The 26148-nt window shown below is 44.6% G+C and carries 19 protein-coding genes; 18 read left to right on the forward strand and 1 reads right to left on the reverse strand.

The features are described 5' to 3' along the window. The first annotated feature begins 6 nt into the window (after positions 1-6). From rsmB to nifJ, 11 genes are all read left to right on the forward strand, one after another. On the forward strand, positions 7-1362 hold the full coding sequence (rsmB, locus tag EDD59_RS13190) for a 16S rRNA (cytosine(967)-C(5))-methyltransferase RsmB (protein WP_132382642.1): 1356 nt from the start codon (positions 7-9) through the stop codon (positions 1360-1362). Beyond that, positions 1362-2402, forward strand: a complete 1041-nt coding sequence (gene rlmN / locus EDD59_RS13195; RefSeq protein WP_132382644.1) for a dual-specificity RNA methyltransferase RlmN — start codon at positions 1362-1364, stop codon at positions 2400-2402. The genes rsmB and rlmN overlap by 1 nt, the downstream gene beginning before the upstream one ends. An 11-nt stretch (positions 2403-2413) precedes the next feature. Beyond that, positions 2414-3157 carry a Stp1/IreP family PP2C-type Ser/Thr phosphatase gene (locus EDD59_RS13200; RefSeq protein ID WP_132382646.1) on the forward strand — a complete coding sequence of 248 codons (744 nt, stop codon included), beginning with the start codon at positions 2414-2416 and terminating at the stop codon, positions 3155-3157. Beyond that, positions 3151-5199 carry a Stk1 family PASTA domain-containing Ser/Thr kinase gene (pknB, locus tag EDD59_RS13205; RefSeq protein ID WP_132382648.1) on the forward strand — a complete coding sequence of 683 codons (2049 nt, stop codon included), beginning with the start codon at positions 3151-3153 and terminating at the stop codon, positions 5197-5199. Before EDD59_RS13200 ends, pknB begins: the two co-directional genes overlap by 7 nt. 68 nt (positions 5200-5267) lie before the next feature. Further along, a complete protein-coding gene (rsgA, locus tag EDD59_RS13210; RefSeq protein ID WP_132382650.1) occupies positions 5268-6146 on the forward strand; it encodes a ribosome small subunit-dependent GTPase A in 879 nt (292 codons plus the stop codon). 4 nt (positions 6147-6150) lie between these two features. Beyond that, the gene (gene rpe, locus EDD59_RS13215) at positions 6151-6813 is read left to right on the forward strand and encodes a ribulose-phosphate 3-epimerase (RefSeq protein WP_132382652.1); all 663 of its coding nucleotides are present in this window, start codon (positions 6151-6153) and stop codon (positions 6811-6813) included. After that, on the forward strand, positions 6806-7459 hold the full coding sequence (locus EDD59_RS13220; RefSeq protein ID WP_132382654.1) for a thiamine diphosphokinase: 654 nt from the start codon (positions 6806-6808) through the stop codon (positions 7457-7459). Before rpe ends, EDD59_RS13220 begins: the two co-directional genes overlap by 8 nt. A 36-nt stretch (positions 7460-7495) precedes the next feature. Next, positions 7496-8593, forward strand: a complete 1098-nt coding sequence (ychF, locus tag EDD59_RS13225) for a redox-regulated ATPase YchF (protein ID WP_132382656.1) — start codon at positions 7496-7498, stop codon at positions 8591-8593. A 37-nt stretch (positions 8594-8630) separates the two neighbouring features. Further along, the gene (gene lgt / locus EDD59_RS13230) at positions 8631-9485 is read left to right on the forward strand and encodes a prolipoprotein diacylglyceryl transferase (protein WP_132382658.1); all 855 of its coding nucleotides are present in this window, start codon (positions 8631-8633) and stop codon (positions 9483-9485) included. Between the two features lie 140 nt (positions 9486-9625). Further along, a complete protein-coding gene (locus tag EDD59_RS13235; protein ID WP_132382688.1) occupies positions 9626-11716 on the forward strand; it encodes a sodium-translocating pyrophosphatase in 2091 nt (696 codons plus the stop codon). Between the two features lie 207 nt (positions 11717-11923). Further along, positions 11924-15466, forward strand: coding sequence for a pyruvate:ferredoxin (flavodoxin) oxidoreductase (nifJ, locus tag EDD59_RS13240; RefSeq protein ID WP_132382660.1), 3543 nt, complete (start codon positions 11924-11926; stop codon positions 15464-15466). 194 nt (positions 15467-15660) lie between these two features. Here the strand turns inward: nifJ and EDD59_RS13245 are convergent, their stop codons facing one another. Beyond that, complete coding sequence (locus EDD59_RS13245; protein WP_165920943.1) at positions 15661-16584, reverse strand: magnesium transporter CorA family protein; 924 nt, start codon at positions 16582-16584, stop codon at positions 15661-15663. A gap of 145 nt (positions 16585-16729) precedes the next feature. On the opposite strand from EDD59_RS13245, the gene glpK reads away from it, so the two are divergent. The 7 genes from glpK (at position 16730) to EDD59_RS13280 (ending at position 26142) form a co-directional block, all read left to right on the forward strand. Continuing rightward, positions 16730-18232 (forward strand): glycerol kinase GlpK, encoded by a 1503-nt coding sequence (gene glpK, locus EDD59_RS13250; protein ID WP_132382664.1) that lies wholly within the window; start codon positions 16730-16732, stop codon positions 18230-18232. 227 nt (positions 18233-18459) lie between these two features. Then, positions 18460-21387 (forward strand): insulinase family protein, encoded by a 2928-nt coding sequence (locus EDD59_RS13255; RefSeq protein WP_132382666.1) that lies wholly within the window; start codon positions 18460-18462, stop codon positions 21385-21387. Positions 21388-21396: 9 nt separating this feature from the next. Beyond that, positions 21397-22296 carry a GTPase Era gene (era, locus tag EDD59_RS13260; protein ID WP_132382668.1) on the forward strand — a complete coding sequence of 300 codons (900 nt, stop codon included), beginning with the start codon at positions 21397-21399 and terminating at the stop codon, positions 22294-22296. A 116-nt stretch (positions 22297-22412) separates the two neighbouring features. Then, entirely contained in the window at positions 22413-22598 is a 186-nt protein-coding gene (locus EDD59_RS13265) for a hypothetical protein (RefSeq protein ID WP_132382670.1), read from the forward strand. Continuing rightward, the gene (gene recO / locus EDD59_RS13270) at positions 22564-23280 is read left to right on the forward strand and encodes a DNA repair protein RecO (RefSeq protein ID WP_132382690.1); all 717 of its coding nucleotides are present in this window, start codon (positions 22564-22566) and stop codon (positions 23278-23280) included. Before EDD59_RS13265 ends, recO begins: the two co-directional genes overlap by 35 nt. A 70-nt stretch (positions 23281-23350) precedes the next feature. Further along, complete coding sequence (locus tag EDD59_RS13275) at positions 23351-24742, forward strand: glycine--tRNA ligase (RefSeq protein WP_132382672.1); 1392 nt, start codon at positions 23351-23353, stop codon at positions 24740-24742. Positions 24743-24774: 32 nt separating this feature from the next. Beyond that, positions 24775-26142, forward strand: coding sequence for an aminopeptidase (locus tag EDD59_RS13280; protein ID WP_132382674.1), 1368 nt, complete (start codon positions 24775-24777; stop codon positions 26140-26142). The last annotated feature ends 6 nt before the right edge of the window (positions 26143-26148 follow it).

Consider the following 26148-nt stretch of genomic DNA (forward strand, 5'->3'; position numbering starts at 1 on the left):
TATTAAATGGCAAAGCCCTTAAATGAGCGGGAAATTGTACTGGGAATTCTTATGGACGTAATAGAGCACGATGTGTACAGCCACATTGCCCTGGGAAATACCTTAAGTAAATACCAGTATCTGGATAAAAAGGAGCGTGCTTTTATCACAAGAGTGACAGAAGGGACGCTGGAACACATGTTGGAGATTGATTATATCCTGGATCAATTCTCAAAAGTAAAGGTCAAAAAAATGAAGCCGGTTATCCGAAATATTCTGCGGAGTGCCGTATATCAGCTGAAATACATGGACAGTGTACCGGATTCTGCGGTGTGCAACGAGTCGGTGAAGCTTACAGTAAAAAAAGGATTCGGGCCTTTGAAAGGATTTGTAAACGGAGTGCTGCGAAGTACAGCCCGGGGACTTGGCGGGACAGAATATCCCAAGGACCCTGTGGCTGAACTGTCTGTCAGATATTCCATGCCCGAGTGGATTTTGAGAAAATGGCTGGCCGAATATGATATGGATACAGTAAAGAAAATACTGACTTATTTCCAGAAAGAAAAACCGGTGACGGTCCGCTGCAATACAAGCCGCCTCACTTTGGAGGAATTGGTGCAAAGGCTGAGAACAGAAGGAGTGACAGTCAAAAGCCATCCATATCTGCCTTACGCCCTTTCTATTGCAGGGTATGATTATCTGGGCGGCCTTTCCAGCTTCAGGGAAGGTCTTTTTGCCGTACAGGATATCAGCTCCATGCTTGTAGGAGAAATCGCTTCCCCAGAGGAGGGCAGCTATATTATGGATGTGTGTGCTGCCCCCGGGGGAAAATCTCTTCATCTTGCGGAAAAGCTGAATGGAACCGGACATGTAGAGGCGAGGGATCTGACAGAATATAAAACAGGGCTAATCCAGGAAAATATTGACAGGATGGGGCTGGAAAATATATCGACTGTAGTACAGGATGCTATGGTATTGGACAAAGCCTCCATGGAGAAAGCGGATATTGTAATTGCAGATCTGCCTTGTTCGGGACTTGGAGTGCTTGGACGGAAAACTGATCTGAAATATAAGACTACAGAAAGGCGGCTGGAAGAGCTTGCCCTTCTTCAACGGAATATACTTAGTGTGGTCTGCCGGTATGTGAAGCGGTCAGGTACGTTGATTTACAGCACTTGTACGATCAACTGCACTGAGAATATGGAGAACGTACAGTGGTTTTTGAAGACACACCCCGACTACGTTCTGGGCTCCGTACAGGATAAAGTCTGCTCCAGGCTGCAGGATGCTATTCAGGAAGAAGGATGTCTCCAGCTGCTGCCGGGAATTCATGACAGCGATGGCTTTTTCATAGCAAGATTGATTAGGAAAGGCGCAAGATAATGAAAAAAGATATTCGTGCGTATACATATGAACAGCTGCAAAATGAAATGGAGTTGCTCGGCGCAAAAAAATTCCGGACAAAGCAGGTATATGACTGGCTTCATGTAAAGCTTGCAGACAACTTTGAGGAGATGACAAATCTGCCCAAAAATCTTCGGGGGAAACTGGATGAGGAATATGTAATTCTCCCCGTGGAGCTGGTAAAGAGACAGGAGTCCGTTCTGGATGGAACGAATAAGTTTTTATTTCAGCTCTGCGATAAAAATATGATAGAAAGTGTTCTCATGCGCTACAAGCATGGCAATTCGGTCTGCATTTCTTCTCAGGCGGGCTGCCGGATGGGATGTCGTTTCTGTGCCTCCACAATCGGAGGCCTGTCAAGGAATCTTTCCCCTTCGGAAATGCTGGGACAAATCTATCACATTCAGAAGCTGACAGGGGAACGGGTTTCCAACGTGGTTATTATGGGAACGGGGGAGCCTCTGGACAATTACGATAATTTTCTGCGCTTTATCCGTCTGCTGACCGATGAGCATGGACTTAATATCAGTCAGAGAAATGTAACAGTCTCAACCTGCGGAATTGTGCCGCGTATGCTTGAACTGGCAGAGGAGCATCTTCAGATAACCCTTGCTCTTTCTCTGCACGGAGCAACCCAGGAAAAGCGCAGCAGCCTCATGCCTGTAGCAAATCAGTATGAATTACAGGAAGTGCTCTTGGCATGTGACGAATATTTCCGGAAAACTGGGAGACGTGTCACGTTTGAGTACAGTCTGGTACACAAAGTCAACGATACGGACGAGGATGCCAATGACCTGATTAAAATATTGGCCCCCAGAAACTGCCACCTGAATCTGATACCTGTAAATCCTATAAAAGAACGTTCCTTTGAGCGTCCGGACAGGAAAAATGCGCTAAATTTCAAAAATAAACTTGAAAAACGCGGAATAAATGTTACTATAAGAAGGGAAATGGGTGCAGATATCGATGGAGCCTGTGGACAGCTCAGACGCACGTTTGTCCAGACAAACAAAGAATAAAGGAGTAAACTATGAAGACATTTTCCATTACCGATGTAGGCATGGTAAGACAAGTAAATCAAGATTATGTCTATACGACAAATCATCCCTTAGGACCTCTCCCCAATTTGTTTGTAGTGGCTGACGGCATGGGCGGACACCAGGCCGGCGATTATGCTTCAAAATATACAGTAGAAGTTTTAAAAAGAGAATTGAAACAAAGCCGGGAGAATGACATAGAAAAAGCCCTGGTTCTGGCAATTAAGACTGCGAACCGGGAGATTATTAAAGCGGCTTCCAAGGATTCTCACCTGAAAGGAATGGGAACCACCATAGTGGCAGCCACCATGGTGAACCAGATGATGTACTTTGCAAATGTAGGGGACAGCAGGCTTTACCTTATCAACCAGGGCATTGTACAGCTGACAAAGGACCATTCACTGGTTGAAGAGATGGTACGTCTGGGGGGAATTAAGCCTGAGGAGGCAAAGCATCATCCGGATAAGAACATCATCACGAGGGCAATCGGCGCAAAAGAAAATGTAGAGGTAGACTTTTATGAGCACCGTTTGAAAAAGGGAGACATCATTTTGATGTGTACAGACGGTTTAAGCAATATGGTGGAAGATGACGAGCTCTTCCACATTGTGCAGGGGGGCAGAGACATCGTGGAAGCAGCAGAGTCTCTGGTAGAAACAGCAAAAGAAAACGGCGGTACGGATAACATAGGGCTTGTGCTGGCAGAACCGTTTGCAGATGAGGTGAGTGTATGTTAAAAGAAGGGATTTTTTTAGGAAAACGTTATGAAATATTGAGCCGGATCGGTTCGGGCGGAATGGCGGATGTTTATAAAGGAAAGGATCATAAACTGAACCGGTATGTGGCAATCAAGGTACTGAAAAGTGATTACCGAACAGATGAGGTTTTTATACAGAAGTTCTTAAGTGAAGCACAGGCCGCTGCAGGGCTGATGCATCCCAATGTGGTAAACGTCTATGACGTAGGACAGGACAGGGGTCTGTATTATATGGTCATGGAATTGGTTGAGGGAATCACTTTAAAGGAATACATTGAGAAAAAGGGAAAACTCACTGCAAAGGAGACTATCAGCATTTCTATACAGATGGCGACAGGTATTCAGGCTGCCCATAATCAGCACATCATTCACCGGGATATCAAGCCTCAGAATATTATCATATCCAAAGAAGGAAAAGTAAAGGTAACGGATTTTGGGATTGCCAGGGCGACTACGGCGACTAAAACCATCAGCGGTAATATCATGGGTTCCGTTCATTATACTTCACCAGAACAGGCCCGGGGCGCTGTTGTAGATGAAAAAAGTGACATCTATTCAGCTGGAGTCACGATGTATGAGATGATAACGGGGCATGTGCCCTTTGACGGGGATTCGACAGTAACCGTAGCTCTGAAGCACCTGCAGGAAGAAATCATTTCACCGGCAAAAGAAGTGCCGGATATTCCATACAGTCTTGAATGTATCATTATGAAATGTACCCAGAAGATTCCGGAGCACAGATATTTGAACTGTCACGATTTGATCCTAGATCTGAAACGCTCCCTGGTAAATCCGGATGGTGATTTTGTCAATATGTTTTCCCGCAGCTCGGGGACTGACACAACAATTGTGATGCCTACCGAAGAGATGGCGCGTATACAGGAACGTGATTATGATGAGGATGACGACTACGACGATTATGATGATGATTACGATTACGACAGCGAAAATTATGACAGTGAAGAAGATGAACAGGGCGGCAGAAAGAAAAATGATGTAGACCCTAATATGAAGAAAATCATGAAAATACTCATGATAGTAGCAGCGGCAGTCATTGCCATCGGGGTGATTTTCATGGTGGGAAAGGCGGCAGGACTCTTTAAGATAAAACCAAGTTCTGCCCAGACGCAAACTGAAAATAAGGTTTCAGTGCCCAATCTGGTCGGAATGACAGAAGAGGAAGCAAAAGCCGCTCTGAGTAAGAAGAATCTGGGATACTATGTGTCTGGAAGAGAAGCTTCTGATAAGTATGATAAAGGGATTATCATCCGTCAGGAAACGGCTGCAAAGAAAAAGGTGGCAAAAAATTCTCAGATTAATGTTGTTGTCAGTACAGGGAAAAAACAAAAGACGGTGTCTGTACCCGATGTTGTAGGACAGGATGAGGCTTCAGCACAGAAGGCACTTGAAGCTGTAGGCCTTGTGGTGGCCAATTCTGAAGCACAGTACAGTGATACTGTAGCTGAGGGCAAGGTGATTTCTACCAGTCCATCCGCAAGGGCCGAAGTGGAAGAGGGGGCCAAGGTTACCATGGTGGTAAGCTTGGGTGTGGAGAAAGCAACTGTTCCTACTCTGACGGGATTGGCGGCCGCAGATGCGGATGCAGCACTGGCTGCGGCGGGTCTGGCCGGGGGCAATGTTACGGAAGAATACAGCGATGAGTATGAAGCAGGTATTGTAATGAACCAGGGAACAGAGCCGGATAAAAAGGTGACAAAGGGAACCGCAGTTGATTATGTAGTCAGCAAAGGCCCTGAAGTGGAGATGGTGAATGTTCCATCGCTTACAAATATGACGGAGGATGCTGCATTACAGGCTCTGGAAGATGCAGGTCTTGCAGGGAATGTAACCTATCAAAGCAGTAGTGTTACGCCAGGGTATGTGATTTCCCAGAGTGCAGCCCCGGGAAGCCAGTTGGAGAAGGGAACAACAGTAGATATTGTAGTAAGTGAGGCACAGGATTCATCTCAAGATGGCAGCGGCAACGGAGATGGTACAGGTGAAGGTACAGGAGAGCCGTGAACTTATTGGGGTAATTATTTTGACAGACTTAAGGGTTGGAACAGATAAGAAGGGATATCAGCAAATTTATGCAGGGAAAGATCATAAAAGGAATTGCCGGGTTCTACTACGTTCACGTGGTAGAATCCGGTGTTTATGAGTGCAAGGCGAAAGGAATTTTCAGAAAAGAGAAAATAAAGCCTCTGGTGGGAGACTGTGTAGACATCAAAGTTCTTGATGACATCGAAAAGGAAGGAAATATTGTAGAAATTCTGCCAAGGAAGAATGAGCTGATTCGTCCCGCCGCAGCAAATATTGACCAGGCTCTGGTTGTTTTTGCTGTGTCCAATCCGGAGCCACATTTTAATCTGCTGGACAGATTTCTGGTGATGATGGAGAGCAAGGAGATCCCTGTGATACTATGCTTTAATAAGAAAGATATTGCAGCACAGCCTGAGTTGGCTCAAATTAGGGAAATTTATCAGGCCTGCGGATATGAGGTTGTCTTTACCAGTGCACTGAAAAAGGAAAACATGGAGCCTGTAAGGAAACTGCTGGAGGGAAAAGCTACAGTCATTGCAGGACCCTCCGGGGTGGGAAAGTCTTCTTTGATTAACCTCTTACAGACAGAGGTTCAAATGGAGACAGGCAGTATCAGTGAAAAAATTGGCCGGGGGAAACATACTACCAGGCATTCGGAGCTGATAGCTATAAATGAAAACTCGTATATTATGGACACCCCGGGATTTAGTTCTCTGTATGTCAATGAGTTTGATAAGGGAGAACTGAAATATTATTTTCGGGAATTTGCTCCCTATGAAGGAAAGTGCAGGTTCGTCGGCTGCAATCACGTGCATGAACCCGGCTGCCTTGTAAAAGAAGCAGTAGAGGCCGGGAAGATTCATTCTATTCGCTATGAGGACTATTTGGAAATGTACCGGGAATTACAGGAAAGGAAGAGGTATTAGAGTGATGAAAAACATATTGGCGCCATCCATATTATCGGCAGACTTTAAAGTTCTGGGTGAGCAGATTCGTCAGACGGCGGATAACGGGGCAGGATATCTTCATTTTGATGTCATGGACGGAATGTTTGTGCCCAGTATTTCTTTTGGCATGCCTGTGCTCAAATCCATCCAGGGGGTGAGCAGGCAGGTAATGGATGTACATTTGATGGTTACGGAACCGATTCGTTATGTAGAAGCGTTTCAGGAGGCGGGAGCCGATCTCCTGACGGTACATCTGGAGGCATGTGAGGATATACAGGCGACTCTGGATAAAATTCATTCCTGTGGCATGAAGGCAGGGGTTTCCATAAAACCCGGTACACCTGTGGATGCATTGTACCCGATTCTTGACCAGGCAGAAATGTTCCTGATTATGAGTGTGGAGCCTGGTTTTGGAGGACAGGCGTTCATCCCCCAGTCTCTGAATAAAATCAGAGATCTGAAAGTATTGCTGGAAGAGAAAAAACTGGACAGTGACATTGAGGTAGACGGAGGAATTTATCTCACAAATGTAGGGGAGGTCCTTTCTGCCGGAGCAAATGTGATTGTGGCAGGCTCAGCAGTGTTCCACGGAGATATTGGGGAAAATGTCAGAGGATTCATGGAGATTTTAAAGAAAAATGAGTAAGCGCACAGTAATTGTCAGCGGAGGTCTTCTGGAAGAAGAATTTGCTACAGGCATTTTAAAAGATGAAGAAACAGAATTGATTATCGGGGTAGACAGAGGACTTACTTTCCTCTACGAACATGGGCTTCTTCCGGATTATATTGTTGGGGATTTTGACAGTGTCCCGGAGAAGGTCATTGCATATTACAAAGAGAAGACAAAGGTTCCTGTCAGGCAGTTTAACCCTGTAAAAGACGCGACGGACACAGAAATTGCACTGAGACTGTGTCTGGAACTTCACAGGCACAATATATGGATTCTGGGCGGAACAGGAACAAGAGTGGATCATGTATGGGCCAATGTCCAGACACTGAAGATTGCACTGGATGCCGGAGCTGATGCAAGAATTGTGGATACTCATAATCAGATACGTCTCCTGAAGGAAGACTTTGTGTTGAAGAGAGAGGAGGCTTACGGCCCATATTTTTCTGTTTTTCCTCTTGGAGGTACTGTGGAAGATTTTAACCTTAAGGGTGCAAAGTATCCCTTGAACCATCATGATCTGACGGCATTTGACAGCCTGTGTGTCAGCAATGAGATTATGGGAGACAAGCTGGAAATCTCCTTTCCTTTTGGTGTAGTTATCCTGATGGAAACCAGAGATTAAGGTGCAAAAAGTTTATATAAGGAGAGAATATAGAAAATGAAATTAGGAATTGTGGGATTGCCAAATGTTGGGAAAAGTACATTGTTTAATTCGCTGACAAAGGCGGGAGCTGAGTCTGCAAACTATCCTTTCTGCACAATTGATCCGAATGTGGGTGTCGTGACTGTGCCGGACAAGCGTCTGGATGTGCTGGGAGAGATGTACCATACGAAGAAGATTGTCCCTGCGGCAATTGAGTTTGTGGATATAGCAGGGTTGGTAAAGGGCGCTTCCAAAGGTGAAGGACTGGGAAATCAGTTTTTGGCTAACATCCGTGAGGTGGATGCAATTGTGCATGTAGTCAGGTGTTTTGAGGACAGCAACATTGTACATGTGGACGGAAACATCGATCCGCTGCGGGATATTGAGACAATTAACCTGGAGCTAATCTTTTCCGACCTGGAGATTCTGGAGAGAAGAATTGCAAAGACAGTAAAGGTAGCAAAAAATGATAAGACGGCAGCGAAGGAACTTGGACTTTTACAGCGGGTGAAAGCTCACTTGGAAGAGAACCGGATGGCAAAAAGTTTTACTGCTGATGATGAAGAAGAACAAATTTGGCTTGAAAGCTACAATTTGTTGACCGCGAAGCCGGTTATTTTTGCAGCAAATGTAGCAGAGGATGATCTGGTCGATGACGGCGCTTCAAATGAAGGTGTACAGGCAGTCCACAAATATGCAGAAGAGGAAGGCTGTGAAGTTTTTGTGGTTTGTGCACAGATTGAGCAGGAAATTGCGGAGCTGGATGATGAAGAAAAGAAAATGTTTCTGGAAGATTTAGGTTTAGAAGAATCAGGACTGGAAAAACTGATTAAGGCAAGCTATCATCTTTTGGGGCTTATCAGCTATCTGACAGCAGGGGAGCCGGAGGTACGTGCATGGACAATTAAGAGGGGGACAAAAGCGCCCCAGGCGGCGGGAAAGATTCATTCAGATTTTGAACGCGGGTTTATACGCGCGGAAATTGTCAGCTACGATGATCTGATGGCGTGCGGTACACATGTGGCGGCAAAAGAGAAAGGTCTTGTCAGGCTGGAAGGCAAAGACTATGTGGTGCAGGATGGGGACATCATTTTGTTCAGGTTTAATGTTTGATTTCGGACTATCGGTACATTAGAAAGGAGCGTGAGGCATGCATTACAATATTAACTTTCCACATTTGGGAATTCACCTGGAGCATGTAGGAAAATCCATCAGTATATTTGGGTTTGAAATCGCATATTACGGGATTATTATCGGGTGTGCAATTCTGATTGGTTTTCTGATTGCCACATCTGAGGCAAAGAGAACCAGGCAGAATCCTGAAGATTACCTGGACATGGGAATTATCGGGGTCATCTGCGGGATTCTGGGAGCGAGAATCTATTACGTTGTTTTTTCCTGGGACATGTATAAGGATAATCTGCTGGACATTCTGAACCTGCGGGAAGGAGGTCTTGGATTTTACGGAGGTTTGATTGGAGCTGTTCTCACAGTGCTTGTGTGTGCACGGGTAAAGCATTTAAAGACTATGCAGATATTTGATACCGTAGCTCTGGCTCTTGTGAACGGGCAGATGCTGGGACGCTGGGGAAATTTTTTCAACAGGGAGGCTTTTGGGGAATATACAGATAGTCTTTTTGCTATGCAGCTTCCTCTGGATGCGGTAAGGAACAGTGATGTGACAGAAACTATGCGTGCGAATATTCAAGTGCTGGATGGAATCAGCTATATTCAGGTGCATCCCACATTTCTATATGAATCTCTCTGGTGCTGCGGACTGTTTATAGTCCTGTTCCTGTACAGAAAGCATAAAAAATTCGAAGGCGAATTATTCTTGCTCTACCTGCTGGGGTATGGGCTGGGGAGAGCCTGGATTGAGGGATTAAGGACAGACCAGCTGCTGATTCCTCAAATAGGACTTCCGGTATCCCAGCTGCTGGCAGCAATACTTGTAATCCTTTGCTGCGGACTTGTAATTTATTTCAGAAAGAATCGTAAGCGGTAAAAACCACTGCGGTTCTTTTTAAAGTTTATACTTTATTAGTTTTGTGCCCTTTGCTGATTTTTATTGATATTTTTCCAAGAAAGTTATACTATTATAATAGGAAAAAATTTGATTATGGAGGGAGATACATCATGGACAGTATGTTGGCAATTTTAACGTTGATTGGCTCGGTAGCAGCACTTGTTTTTGCGTATACCAGGGCGAAAAAGGTTCTGAGATTTCCGGCGGGGAGTGAGACAATGAAAAAGATATCCGCTTCCATTCATGAGGGCGCAATGGCTTACCTGAAGCGGCAGTACCGGATTCTGGTTATCTTTTTTGTGGGAATGTTCTGTATACTGCTTATTATGGCGGCAGCAGGATTTCTCACATGGTTTGTACCCTTTGCATTTATTACAGGCGGATTTTTTTCTGGGTTGTCAGGGTTTGTTGGAATGCAGATTGCTACCAGGGCGAATGCAAGAACGGCAGCAGCCTGCCAGAAAGGTCTGAACAAAGGTTTGAATGTGGCATTTTCTGCCGGTTCTGTTATGGGATTCACAGTGGTAGGCCTGGGACTACTGGATATTTCTATCTGGTATTTAATTTTAAGTGTAGTATTCAAGCTTCCCATTGAGGATATTACCGGTGCAATGATTACCTTTGGTATGGGTGCATCCTCTATGGCTTTGTTTGCCCGTGTGGGCGGGGGAATTTACACGAAGGCTGCGGATGTAGGGGCAGATTTGGTTGGAAAGGTGGAAGCAGGGATACCCGAAGATGATCCAAGGAACCCTGCGGTTATTGCAGATAATGTAGGCGATAATGTGGGAGATGTGGCCGGTATGGGTGCAGATTTATATGAGTCTTATGTAGGCTCTATTGTTTCTTCATGTGCCCTTGGTGTCGTTGCTTTTAAAAACATTGAGTCTGTTGACCAGTTAAGTGCGGTTATGATACCGATGATTCTTGCTGCAGTAGGAGTGCTGGCATCCATTATCGGGGCACTTCTTGTGAGGACAGGTGAAGATACCCGGCAGAGTACACTGCTTCGTTCCCTGAGAGTAGGCACGAACACCAGTGCGGTCATTATTGCGGTAGTTGCATTCCCGCTAGTATGGGTGATTTTAGGCAAAGAATTTATTGGAATTTATTTTGCAATTCTGTCAGGACTGCTGGCAGGGGTACTGATCGGGCTCTCGACAGAATATTTTACATCAGATACATATAAACCAACACAGAATCTGTCAGGGAAATCTCTGACTGGTTCAGCCACCATCATTATAGGGGGACTGAGCCTGGGAATGTTGTCCACCGCTCTGCCGATCATCATTATCGCAGTGTGCATCATGGCTGCTTATGGTTTTTCAGGCGGATTTGCCGATGCTACAAGAGGACTTTACGGTATTGCACTCGCGGCAGTGGGGATGCTGTCTACGCTCGGTATCACTCTTGCAACAGATGCCTATGGACCGATTGCGGACAATGCGGGAGGAATCGCTGAGATGGCAGGCTTGGATGCAGAGGTGCGCACACGTACGGACGCGCTGGATTCACTGGGAAATACTACAGCAGCAACAGGAAAAGGTTTTGCTATCGGATCGGCAGCACTGACAGCCCTGGCACTGATTGCCTCTTATGTAGAAAAGGTGCAGCAGGTGGGCGGCAGTTCAGTGAAGCTTGACATGAGTGTCATGAATCCGACTGTTCTTGTGGGACTCTTCATTGGTGCATGCCTTCCCTTCATATTTGCTGCGCTGACTATGTCATCTGTGGGGAAAGCAGCCCAGAGCATTGTTGTGGAGGTAAGACGCCAGTTCCGGGAAATCACAGGCCTTATGGAAGGAACAGCGGAAGCAGACTATAAGACCTGTGTTGACATTTGTACAAAGGCAAGTCTGCGGGAAATGATCCTGCCTACGCTCCTGGCAATTATAACACCGATTGTCACGGGATTGATCCTCGGCTACAACGGTGTGATAGGCCTTTTGACAGGGGCAACAGCCTCCGGATTTGTAATGGCAATCTTCATGGCCAATTCAGGCGGGGCATGGGATAATGCGAAGAAATATATTGAGGGCGGAAATCACGGCGGCAAAGGAAGTGAGGCGCATAAAGCAGCTGTTGTGGGCGATACGGTAGGTGATCCGTTTAAGGATACCTCGGGTCCGTCTATCAATATTCTGATTAAACTGCTGTCTATGGTATCCATAGTATTTGCAGGTTTAGTTGTGAATTTTCATCTTTTTTAACTGTTACTGCAAATTTGGGGGATATTCAGAAGAAAGGTCACTTTCACCTGTATATCCCCCCTTAAATTGGGAGTCTGTGTTCCGTTTTGTACCCGAAAATAAACAAAAATCCCCCTTTGTTCTATGGACTTTTGGCCTTTTTAGGGATATAATAAAGAAACACGTGATAAAATAACTGTATAATGTATTTTTAAGGAGGAACAAGAAATGGCAAGAAAAATGAAGACCATGGACGGTAATCAGGCTGCGGCTCATGTTGCCTATGCGTATACTGAAGTAGCTGCAATTTACCCGATCACCCCATCATCTGTTATGCCGGAACATATTGATGAGTGGGCGACAGAAGGCAGAGAGAATATTTTCGGACAAACTGTTAAGGTGACAGAGATGCAGTCTGAGGCAGGAGCAGCCGGAGCTGTACATGGCTCATTATCAGCCGGAGCATTAACTACAACATTTACGGCATCTCAGGGCCTGCTTCTGATGATTCCGAACATATATAAAGTAGCAGGTGAACAATTACCGGGGGTATTCCATGTATCAGCACGTGCAATTGCCAGCCATGCTCTTTCTATTTTCGGAGACCATTCTGATGTTTACGCCTGTCGTCAGACAGGTGCTGCTATGCTTTGTGAATCAAGCGTTCAGGAAGTTATGGATCTGGCACCGGTTGCTCACTGCGCAGCTTTGGAAGGTAAACTTCCGTTTATTAACTTCTTCGATGGATTCAGAACATCTCATGAGATCCAGAAGATCGAGACTTGGGATTACGAAGAGCTGAAAGAACTGGTGAACATGGACTCTATCGACGAATTCCGTGCACATGCCCTGAATCCAAATCATCCATGTCTCAGAGGTTCCGCCCAGAATCCGGACATCTTCTTCCAGGCAAGAGAGGCAAGCAATTCATATTATGACGCTCTCCCGGGAGTTGTTCAGAAGTACATGGACAAGGTCAATGAAAAGATCGGTACAGATTATAAATTATTCAACTACTACGGAGCACCGGATGCAGAGAGAGTCATTGTTGCTATGGGTTCTGCCTGTGATACAATTGAGGAGACAATTGATTATCTGCGCGCAGCAGGCGAGAAAGTCGGCGTTGTAAAAGTCCGTCTTTACAGACCATTCTGTGCAAAAGCACTTATCGACGCTATTCCCGATACAGTAAAGACAATCAGCGTACTCGACAGAACAAAAGAGCCGGGAGCAATTGGAGAACCACTGTACCTGGATGTTGTTGCGGCGCTTAAGGGAAGCAAGTTTGACGCCGTACCTGTACTGTCAGGACGCTATGGACTGGGCTCCAAGGATACAACACCGGCACAGATCGTTGCTGTATTCAATAACACAGAGAAGCACGAATTTACAATCGGTGTTGTAGACGATGTGACAAATCTGTCACTGGATGTAAAGGAACCGCTTGTTACGACTCCGGAAGGAACAATTAACTGTAAGTTCTGGGGACTTGGAGCAGACGGTACTGTCGGAGCCAATAAGAACTCCATTAAGATTATCGGTGATAATACAGACATGTATGCGCAGGCATATTTTGATTACGATTCCAAAAAATCGGGCGGTATCACACTGTCTCACCTGCGTTTTGGAAAGAAGCCAATCAAATCCACATACCTGATTACACAGGCTAATTTTGTAGCATGTCACAATCCGTCTTATATTGACAGATATAACATGGTTCAGGAGCTGGTTGACGGAGGAACCTTCCTTTTGAACTGTTCTTGGGATATGGAGGGCCTGGAGAAGCATTTGCCGGGACAGGTAAAGGCTTATATTGCCAACCATGGTATTAAATTCTACACAATTGACGGTATCCGGCTTGGTAAAGAAATCGGGCTTGGCGGGCGTATCAATACGATTCTGCAGTCTGCATTCTTTAAGCTCGCAGCCATTATTCCGGAGGAAGAGGCAATTACCCTTATGAAGGAAGCTGCAAAGGCTACTTACGGAAGGAAGGGTGACAAGATTGTACAGATGAATTACGATGCAATCGACGCAGGCGCTAAGAAGGTTGTAGAAATCGCAGTTCCGGACAGCTGGAAGAATGCTGCGGATGAAGGTCTTGCAACACCTCATGTAGGCCACGAAGCAAATAAAGATGTTACTGATTTCGTTAAAAATATTCAGTCTAAAGTGAATGCTCAGCAGGGAAATACACTTCCGGTATCTGCATTTACCGAATATGCAGATGGATCCACACCATCCGGAACTTCTGCTTTTGAGAAGCGCGGTATTGCAGTAGATATTCCAGTTTGGAAACCGGAGAATTGTATCCAGTGTAACCGCTGTGCATATGTTTGTCCACATGCAGTTATCCGTCCGGCTGCAATGACAGAAGAAGAAGCTGCCAACAGACCTGAAGGAATGGACACACTGGACATGATTGCTATGCCTAACATGAAGTTTTCTATCGTGGTATCTGCTTATGACTGTACGGGCTGTGGCTCCTGTGCTAATGTATGTCCCGGAAAGAAGGGCGAGAAGGCCCTTGTTCTCGAGAATATGGAAGAAAATGTAGGATGTCAGAAGTATTTCGATTATGCAAGACAGCTTCCTGTAAAACCAGAAGTTGTTGATAAATTTAAAGTAACTACAGTAAAGGGAAGCCAGTTCAGACAGCCCTTGCTTGAGTTCTCCGGAGCATGTGCAGGCTGTGGTGAGACACCGTATGCAAGATTGGTTACACAGCTGTTTGGTGATAGAATGTATATTGCCAATGCAACAGGGTGCTCATCCATCTGGGGCAACTCTTCACCGTCAACACCATACACCGTAACTGCGGCGGGAAAGGGACCGGCATGGTCAAACTCCCTGTTTGAAGATAACGCAGAGTTTGGATATGGTATGTTGCTTGCTCAGAACACCATCAGAAGCAGAATGAAGGTTCATGTTGAGAACCTTGTTGAGAATTCAGGCAATGAGGATGTAAAGGCTGCGGCACAGGAATATATTGATACATTTAAGTCAGGAGCTGCAAACGGAATTGCTGCAGATAAGCTTGTGGCAGCACTGGAAGCTTGCAACTGTGATTCAGAAGACAAGAAAGAATTGTTGAAAGCAAAAGATTTCCTTGCTAAGAAATCTCAGTGGGTATTCGGCGGTGACGGCTGGGCTTATGATATCGGATTCGGCGGCCTGGACCATGTAATTGCAAGTGGCGAGGATATTAACATTATGGTATTCGATACAGAGGTTTACTCCAACACAGGCGGACAGTCCTCCAAGTCTACAAATCTGGGCGCTACAGCACAGTTTGCTGCAGGCGGAAAAGAGACCAGAAAGAAAGATCTTGCAGGAATTGCTATGAGCTATGGTTACGTGTATGTGGCACAGATTGCTATGGGTGCAGATTACAACCAGACTGTAAAGGCTATTACAGAGGCTGAGGCTTACCCGGGACCATCCGTGATTATTGCTTACTCTCCATGTATCAATCATGGTATTAAGTCAGGTATGGGTAAGGCGCAGACCGAAGAGCAGCTGGCTGTACAATGCGGATACTGGAATAACTTCAGATTTAATCCGGATGCAGAAGGCAATAAGTTCTTCCTTGACAGCAAAGAGCCTAAGATGGAGAATTATCAGGAATTCCTTAACGGAGAAGTCCGCTACAACGCTCTAAAGAGAGCAAATCCGGAAAAGGCTGAAAATCTCTTCACTCAGAATGAGAAAATAGCAAAAGAAAAATATGCATATTTGCAGAAGCTTGTAACACTTTACGGAGAAGAGTAAAGAGACTGTTGCAAAAGTAGTAAATCATCTCCTGTAAAGAAATGATAAAACAGCTGTAAAGAGATACTATCCCTGTATAGGATACTGTGATACAATGGTTCCTAGACAGGGATATTTCTTTACACAGTTGTTTTTGATATATAGGAGGACAATTATGCCCAAAACCAATGTATTCAAAATACTAATTTAAAGAGTTAATCAAACCAATCTTTTATTTTAAAGAGCCAGATTTCCACTAGCACGATCAGGAGGCTTAAGACACAGATGATGATGTAGCCATATGATGATTCCAGCTCCGGCATATGGGTAAAATTCATGCCATACCACCCGGTAATCAGAGTCAGCGGCATGAAGATGGTGGTAACGATAGTTAGAAACTTCATAATCTGGTTTTGATGCATATCGACCTGGGTCTGATGCATTTCTCTTAGCTGCATTGAATATTCCTTGAGCATCTGTACATTCGAATACAACCGTCCGGCTTTGGCTGTGAACAGACCAAACAGAGGGGCAGCCGATTCTTTTATCTCAGAAAGCGGACCTTCCTCCAGATCTTCTCCCATATCCTGAAGCTGTTCATAAAAGGCACCAAGGGCAGCCAGTTCTTTTCTTATCAGCAATATCCTGTGGTTAAAAGATGAATCATTTCTCGCCAGGATGGCTTCTTCCAGCTTCGTGAGAGTTTCTTCGAAATGCTGAAGAAAAAAGACATCATCCTTGATCAGATACTCCAGAAAAGCAAGAAAAAAATGAGCGGTTGATCTGGCGTCTGACAGAGGATAATCTTCCATTTGCTTTAGGAGAGGGATGGTAAAATTCTGATCATCGACAAATATTAGCTCAGAATCCGTCATATAAAAGGCAAATGAACAAAAGCCTTTCCGCTGTTTTCCTCTGGGGGGAATCGAAAGGGTGCCAATTGTAAAACCATTCATTACATCGGCCTTGCAATAGTGAATATGAGAAAGGCTTGCCTTTAGCATCCGGTAATGTTCTGTTTCCCGGAAGTGCGCATCATATTCATCGGAGGTGAGGACCGTGATAGCTCCGCATTTTTCCGGAAAGTCAGTTGTCTCTGAAAGAGGCATCAATTTTTCTTTTAAGAAATATTTTATCATACTATAAAACATCCTTTTCTATGAGGTTACTATCATCATATCCAGTCGTCTTTAAATTTTCAACCCCAATTCAGTAAAAAGCCTGTTTTCAGGTACATTTTGTGGTATAGTAAAAGAATCTTTAAGCGGTACAGGGAGGCTTTTTATGGCAAAATATGTGATGGCGCTGGATTCCGGGACGACCAGCAACAGGTGTATTCTTTTTAATGAAAAGGGTGAGATGTGCAGTATGGCTCAGAAAGAGTTCACGCAGTATTTCCCCAAACCAGGTTGGGTGGAACACGACGCGGAGGAAATCTGGTCCAGCCAGTTGGAGGTAGCATGGCAGGCCATGGCAAATATTAATGCCACGGCGGCGGACGTTGCAGCCATTGGGATCACGAACCAACGTGAGACAGTGGTTGTGTGGGACAAGAATTCAGGAAAACCTGTTTATCATGCCATTGTATGGCAGTGCCGCCGCACATCGGAGTATTGTGATGAATTAAAGTCAAAAGGGCTGACAGACAAGTTCCGCCGGAAAACAGGACTTGTTATAGACGCATATTTTTCCGGGACAAAAGTAAAATGGATTCTGGATAATGTGAAGGGAGCAAGGCAGCGGGCCGGGCGGGGAGAGCTTCTGTTTGGAACTGTGGAGACATGGCTGATCTGGAAATTAACCAAAGGAAATGTCCATGTGACGGATTATTCCAACGCGTCCAGAACGATGATGTTCAATATTAATACTTTAAATTGGGATGAAGAGATCCTGAAGGAGCTGGACATTCCTATGTGTATGCTTCCTGAAGCTAAGCCTTGCAGCTGTATTTACGGTGAAGCGGATGTGAGCTTTTTTGGAGCGCCGATTCCCATTGCAGGGGCAGCGGGAGATCAGCAGGCGGCTCTGTTCGGACAAACCTGTTTTAGGGAAGGAGAAGCGAAAAATACATACGGAACAGGATGTTTTCTTCTGATGAATACGGGGGAAAAGCCGATTTTTTCTAAAAACGGTCTTGTGACCACTGTTGCATGGGGACTGGACGACAGGGTAAACTATGCACTGGAGGGTTCCGTATTTGTGGCAGGAGCCGCCATACAATGGCTTCGGGATGAATTGAAATTGATTGACTCTGCCCAGGTATCAGAATATATGGCTCAGAAGGTAAAAGATACAAATGGCTGCTATGTCGTGCCGGCCTTTACGGGCTTAGGCGCACCCTATTGGGATCAGTATGCCAGAGGCACCATCCTGGGACTGACCAGAGGAGTAAATAAGAATCATATCATCCGCGCCACGCTGGAATCCATAGCCTATCAGGTAAATGATGTACTGAGTGCCATGAAAGCAGATATGGGAAAAGAAGTTTCCATACTAAAAGTGGATGGCGGGGCCAGCGCAAATAATTTCCTTATGCAGACACAGGCAGACATCAGCAATGTTCCCGTAGAGAGACCTCATTGTGTGGAGACAACAGCTATGGGGGCGGCATACATGGCAGGTCTTGCAGTGGGATATTGGAGAAATAAGGAAGAAATAGCAAAAAACTGGGCTGTGGACCGTACATTCAGGCCTGAAATTGAGGATACAGTAAGAACAAAGAGGATAAAAGGCTGGAACAAAGCCGTGAGATACTCCTATGACTGGGCAAAAGACGAAGAAGAGTAAATAAATACCCCCCCCCTTTTATTGTGTTCCCGAAGATGATATAATGCTCTTACTTGGCGAGGTATTTTCGAGCCTAGAAAGACATATACCTAAACACTTAGCGAGGTGTTTGCGAGCTTAGTATTTATGGTATAATGCTCTTACTTGGCGAGGTATTCCCGAGCCTAGAAAGACATATACCTGAGCAATGAATAGTTACAGAAAATCGAATGAAAGAGAGATACAGTATGAGTATTTTTGATTTAACGACATATGAGATGATACAACAAGAAGGTTTACCCGATTTGAAATCAAAAGGGTATCTGCTGAGGCATAAAAAGAGCGGAGCTCATGTTCTGCTGATGGAAAATGATGATGAGAACAAGGTTTTCTCAATTGGCTTTCGGACACCCACCACTGACAGTACCGGAGTGCCTCATATTATGGAGCATTCTGTATTGTGCGGTTCAAAGGAATTTCCTGTAAAGGATCCTTTTGTAGAGCTGGTGAAGGGCTCTCTGAATACTTTTTTGAATGCCATGACCTACCCTGATAAAACTGTTTATCCCGTTGCAAGCTGCAACGACACGGACTTTCAGAATCTGATGCATGTATATATGGATGCAGTATTTTACCCCAATATATACCGGCATGAAGAAATTTTCAGGCAGGAAGGCTGGAGCTACAAGCTGGATTCCGCAGATGGTAAGCTGGAGTACAACGGTGTCGTCTATAATGAGATGAAAGGCGCATTTTCATCACCGGAGGGAGTGTTGGACCGGATGATCCTGAATTCTCTTTTTCCGGACACTACCTATGCAAATGAATCCGGAGGAGATCCGGAGGTGATTCCGGAGCTGACGTATGAGCAATTCTTGAATTTCCATAAAAAATACTATCATCCCTCCAACAGCTATATTTATCTATATGGGAATATGGATATGGAAGAAAAGCTGAACTGGCTGGACAAGGAGTATTTAAGCTCGTTTGAGAAGATTGAAGTGAATTCTGAGATTGGATATCAGAAACCCTTTGGCAAAGTTAAAGAATTTGAGATGGAATACTCTATCTCAAGTGAGGAGACAGAAGAGGACAATACGTATCTGTCTTATAATAAAGTGATTGGAACAAGCCTTGATGAAAAGCTCTATCTGGCCTTTGAGATACTGGACTATGCACTTTTGTCGGCGCCGGGGGCCTTTCTGAAGAAAGCACTTGTGGATGCAGGAATCGGCAAGGACATTATGGGATCCTATGATAACGGGATTTACCAGCCTATCTTTTCTGTCGTTGCTAAGAATGCAAATATAGAGCAGAAAGAAAAGTTCATTTCTGTAATAGAAGATACACTGAAAGATATTGTGAAGAATGGGATGGATAAAAAAGCACTGGAAGCTGGAATTAACTATTATGAGTTCCGGTTCAGAGAGGCCGATTTCGGTAATTTCCCAAAGGGGCTTATGTATGGACTTCAGATATTTGACAGTTGGCTTTACGATGAGAACAAGCCATTTATCCATATGCAGGCGATTCCCACTTTTGAATTCCTGAAGGCCCAGATCGGCACAGGATATTTTGAAGCTCTGATTCAGACCTATATTCTTGATAATACACATGCCTCCATAGTTGTTGTAAAGCCGGAAAAAGGACGCACAGTACGTCTGGACAAAGAACTAGAAAAAAAGTTGCAGAAATATAAAGAAACCTTAAGCGCTGAGGAGATCGGCAAGCTGGTAAAAGCTACAGAAAATCTGCTGGCTTATCAGGAAGAAGAGTCACCGAAAGAAGAACTGGAAAAGATTCCCGTTCTGAGCAGGGAGGACATTTCAAAAGAAATTGCGCCTATATATAATGAAGAAAAAGAAGTGGATGGCATAAAGCTGCTGCACCACAATGTGGATACAAATGGTATCGGGTATGTTACCTTGATGTTTGATCTGTCCGAGGTTCCTGAGCAAAAGCTTCCCTACGCAGGAATGCTGCAGTCCGTATTAGGCCTGGTTGACACGGCAAACTATGAATATGGTGATCTTTTTAATGAAATTAATGTTCATACCGGTGGAATTGGCACTTCGCTGGAGCTGTATGCGGATGTGACAAAAGTTAAAGAAAAGGAATTCCGGGCCACTTTTGAAATGAAGGGAAAAGCCCTGTATCCGAAGATGGATGTGCTGTTTGCTATGATGCGTGAGATCCTGATGGAGTCAAAGCTGGAGGATGAGAAGCGTTTGAAGGAAATTCTTTCCATGCTGAAATCCCGGCTTCAGATGAGCTTCCAGTCATCTGGCCATACAACAGCTGCCCTGCGCGCGTTATCCTACGATTCACCTCTGGCCAAATTCAAGGATGATACGGATGGAATCGGTTTTTATCAGCTGGTAAAGGAAGTTGAAGAAAATTTTGAAGAAAAGAAAGAGGAATTGATATCCAATCTAAAGGAAATTGCAGCAAACATTTTCCGGGCTGACAACATGATGGTTAGTTATACGTCAGAGGAAGAGGGGCTGAAAGCTGTTTGTGAAGAAATTAAAAAGATAAAGATATCCCTGTATGAAGAAGAAAAGATTGGAAATGCGCCTTGTGTTATACACTGTAAAAAAAGAAATGAAGGCCTTAAAACATCCTCAAAGGTTCAGTATGTCGCAAGGGTGGGAAATTTCATTGATCACGGCGCAGAATATAACGGTGCCCTGCAGATATTAAAAGTTATTTTAAGTTATGACTACCTGTGGCAGAATCTACGTGTAAAGGGCGGTGCATATGGATGTATGAGCAGCTTTAACCGGATTGGAGAGGGATACTTTATCTCTTACCGGGATCCGAATCTGAAGAGAACGATGGAAATTTACGAAGGCATAGTAGGTTATCTCAAGGACTTTACAGTTGATGAGAGAGATATGACAAAATATATTATTGGAACAATCAGCAATATTGACCGGCCTATGACTCCCGCAGCCAAAGGAGACCGTTCCATGAATCTTTACATGAATCATGTGACAGCAGAAATGATTAAAAAAGAACGTATGGAAATTCTTGAGGCAGAACAGGAGGATATCCGCAGGCTTTCTAAGGTAGTGGAGGCAGTCCTCTCTGCGGGCCAGTTTTGTGTTATCGGAAATGAGGAAAAAATAGAAGAAGAAAAAGAGATGTTTGGCGAAGTAAAGGTTTTATTCTAAGGAGGATGAATGGAAGAAAATTTTAAATCGGGCTTTGTTACCTTAATTGGACGCCCAAATGTGGGAAAGTCTACTTTGATGAATCATTTGATCGGACAGAAAATTGCGATTACATCAAATAAGCCGCAGACTACAAGAAACCGTATTCAGACTGTTCTCACAACAGAAGAGGGACAGATTGTGTTTGTGGACACACCTGGAATTCATAAAGCGAAGAATAAGCTTGGCGCATATATGGTGAATGTGGCTGAGAAGACGCTGAATGAAGTAGATGTAATCTTATGGCTGGTAGAGCCGTCCACATTTATAGGGGCGGGAGAGCAGCATATCATCCAGAGGCTGCAGAAGGTCCGTACCCCCGTTATTCTCGTGATAAATAAAATTGACATGGTTAAAAGAGAAGTAATTCTGACTTTTATAGATGCATACCGCAAGGTTTATGATTTTGCAGCCATTGTGCCGGCGTCAGCGAGAAGCGGGGACAACACAGACGAACTTGTAAAAGTGATATTCCAGTATCTTCCTTACGGGCCACAGTTTTACGATGAGGACACTGTCACAGATCAGCCGGAGCGCCAGATTGTGGCGGAGCTGATTCGTGAAAAGGCTTTGTATTGTCTCCAGGAGGAGATTCCCCACGGAATCGCTGTGGCTATTGACAGCATGAAAATGCAGAAAAAAGTCATGCACATTGATGCGACAATTATCTGTGAAAGAGATTCCCATAAAGGGATTATTATCGGAAAGCAGGGAAGTATGCTGAAAAAAATCGGCAGCACTGCCCGTTATGAAATTGAGCGGTTCCTCGATTGCAGGGTAAATCTGAAGCTGTGGGTAAAGGTACAGAAAAATTGGCGTGACAGCGACTTTCTGATGAAAAATTTTGGGTACAGGGAAGAAAAAATATAAGGCCTGAAATCAGTTTGTCAAGGCATTTTGAGAAAAATCTACTGGTATATTTTACGAGGTATATGCAGCTTTATATCGGAGAACCTAATAGTATAACGTAAGAAGAGGGTGATCCGATGGAGCAGAGATACTGGGACAAATTTATGGAAACTGGAAGTGTGAAGGATTATCTGTCCTACAAAGCGGGGGGATTCGCTGAGAAATCGGGACAGAAAGAAGAAAGAAGCATGGGAGTAAGCAGCAGTGAATCAGATCGTACTGACAGGAATGGTGCTGTCTACGGCACCCGTTGGGGAATATGACAGAAGAGTCGTCATCCTGACGAAAGAGCAGGGGAAAATAGCTGCGTTTGCCAAGGGTTCAAGACGCCCCAACAGCCCTTTGGCAGGCGCAGTAAATCCGTTTACCTTTGGGAAGTTCACCATGTACGAAGGCCGTTCTTCCTATACCATACAGTCTGCAGATATTTCAAACTATTTTCAGGAGCTTAGGGAAGATCTGATTGGGGCATATTATGGTTTTTATTTTCTCGAATTTACCAATTACTATACAAAGGAATTTAATGATGAGCGGGACATGCTGAAGCTTTTATATCAGACTCTGCGTGCCCTGGCCAATGAACATATTCCCGATAGATTGATCCGATACATATTTGAATTGAAAGCTTATTGCATTAATGGAGAAGGGCCGGAGGTTTTCCAATGTGTTGTCTGTGGGGACAAGGAGAGACCGGCTGTTTTTAGTACAAAAAAGGGCGGCCTTGTCTGCAGCGAATGTGATGGGGATGTGATAGACGGAGTTTCGTTGGAGCAGTCTACATTATATAGTATGCAATACATAGAGAGCAGCAAGGTAGAAAAATTATATACGTTTAAAGTGACAGATGAAGTACTGGAACAACTGGCTTACGTATTGGACCATTACAGGGAAGTTTATGTAGAAAAAAGATTTAAATCGCTGGAAATACTGGAGGCATTGCTCTAAGGCTTGAAAAAGAATAGCTAAACCGTTATAATAGGTAGCAATTGAAAAGAATAGAATGTGAGGACGTATTATGGTAGAGAAAACGATGGACAAAATTGTGGCTCTTGCAAAATCAAGAGGATTTGTATATCCGGGTTCAGAAATATATGGCGGGCTCGCCAACACCTGGGACTATGGAAATCTGGGGGTAGAGTTGAAAAATAATGTGAAAAAGGCCTGGTGGCAGAAGTTTGTTCAGGAGTCTCCTTATAATGTAGGTGTGGACTGTGCAATTCTGATGAATCCTCAGACATGGGTTGCATCAGGACATCTGGGCGGATTTTCAGACCCGCTGATGGACTGCAGGGAATGCCGTGAACGGTTCCGTGCGGATAAATTAATCGAAGATTACTGTGCAGAGCATGATATTGCTATTGAAGGTGCTGCAGATGCATGGAGTCAGGAACAGATGACGGCATTTATTGAGGAACACAATGTCTCCTGCCCGTCCTGCGGGAAGCATAATTTTACGGATATCCGTCAGTTCAACCTGATGTTCAAGACTTTTCAGGGGGTTACCGAGGATGCTAAGAATACAGTGTATCTGAGGCCGGAGACTGCGCAGGGAATTTTTGTCAACTTTAAAAATGTACAGAGAACCTCAAGGAAGAAAATACCCTTTGGTATAGGACAGATCGGAAAGTCGTTCAGAAATGAAATTACACCGGGAAACTTTACTTTCCGCACAAGGGAATTTGAACAGATGGAGCTGGAGTTTTTCTGTGAGCCGGGTACAGATCTGGATTGGTTCATTTATTGGAAGAAATTCTGCCTTGACTGGCTGAGCTCTCTGGGGCTAAAAGAAGACGAAGTGAGATATCGTGACCACGATAAGGAGGAACTTTCCTTCTACAGTAAGGCCACAACAGATGTGGAATTTTTATTCCCCTTCGGCTGGGGTGAGCTGTGGGGTATCGCCGACAGAACAGATTATGACTTGACACAGCATCAGGAAGTATCAAAGCAGGATATGTCCTATTTTGACGACGAAAAGAAGGAAAAATATGTTCCTTATGTAATTGAGCCATCACTGGGGGCAGACCGCATGGTTCTTGCTTTCCTCTGCAGCGCCTATGATGAGGAGGAACTGGAAGGCGGAGATATGCGCACGGTTCTGCATTTTCATCCGGTTCTTGCACCGGTGAAAATCGGTGTTCTGCCTTTGTCCAAGAAATTAAATGAAGGTGCCGAAAAAGTTTATGCAGAGTTGTCAAAGCTGTACAATTGTGAATTTGATGACCGTGGGAATATCGGCAAGCGCTACCGCCGTCAGGATGAGATCGGAACTCCTTTCTGTGTGACATACGACTTCGAATCAGAAGAAGATCACGCAGTGACCGTCCGTGACAGAGATACAATGGAGCAGGAGAGAGTAAAGATCGAAGACTTAAAAGCTTATTTTGAAGAAAAGATGCGGTTTTAGAAATGCGCTGCAACTAGAAAGGTAATTTTACTATGGATAAAAATTTATGGGAAGTTTACACAGATGAGCAGCTAAGTAAACTGAATTCCTTAAACGAGGATTATAAAAAATTCCTGGATGCAGGAAAGACAGAGCGTGAATGTGTTACAGAAATTATCAGGCAGGCTGAAAGGGGCGGCTATAGGGAGCTTTCTTCTGTACAGCGGCTGAATCCGGGTGACAAGGTTTACGCAGCGTGGATGGGAAAATCTATTGCACTTTTTAACATCGGAGAAAATGACCTGGAGCAGGGCATGAACATACTCGGTGCCCATGTTGATTCTCCCAGGATGGATCTGAAGCAGAACCCTTTATATGAGGAAAGCGGATTTGCGTATTTTGACACCCATTATTACGGTGGAATTAAGAAATATCAGTGGGTAACGCTGCCACTGGCAATTCACGGCATAATCGTGAAAAAGGATGGGACGAAAGTTGAAATATCTATCGGAGAAAAAGAAGAAGAACCTGTATTTGTGGTCACTGATCTGCTGATTCATTTGTCCGGCAAACAGATGGAAAAGAAGGCCGCCACAGTTGTGGAGGGAGAAAACCTTGATATTTTGATAGGCAGTAAACCGCTGGCAGGGGAAGAAAAGGATGCGGCAGCCGCACAGATTCTGAAGCTGCTCAAGGAAGCTTATGATATAGAAAAGGAAGATCTGATGTCGGCAGAGCTGGAGGTAGTACCGGCGGGAAAGGCAAGAGACTGTGGCCTGGACAGAAGTATGATTATGGCATACGGCCAGGATGACCGTGTATGTGCTTATACTTCCCTCGCTGCCATGCTGGAAGTAGATCATGTAGAGCGCACATCCTGTTGTATTCTTGTGGATAAAGAGGAAATCGGCAGTGTTGGTGCAACAGGTATGCATTCTAGGTTCTTTGAGAATGCGGTTGCAGATCTAATAGATAAAATGGGGTGCTTCTCTGAGTTAAAGCTGCGCCATGTAATGGCAAATTCCGCTATGATTTCCTCTGATGTAGGCGCAGCTTATGATCCAATGTATGCAGACGCTTATGATAAGAAATCCTCCTCCTTCTTTGGAAATGGACTTGTTATTAAGAAACACACCGGAGCTAGGGGAAAGAACGGCTCTAACGATGCAAATGCGGAATACATAGCAAAGCTTAGAAAAGTGTTTGATGATAATGAGGTTTCATTCCAGATGACGGAGATGGGAAAAATCGATGTAGGCGGAGGCGGCACTATCGCATACATACTGGCACAGTTCGGCATGGAGGTTATTGACGGCGGTGTTGCAGTCTTAAGCATGCATGCTCCCTGGGAGGTTGCAAGCAAGGCTGATGTGTATGAGGCATACCGCGGATATTGCGCGTTTTTAAAAGCTATGAGGTAAATAGAT

Source organism: Muricomes intestini (assembly GCF_004346165.1).
Lineage (GTDB): Bacteria > Bacillota > Clostridia > Lachnospirales > Lachnospiraceae > Muricomes > Muricomes intestini.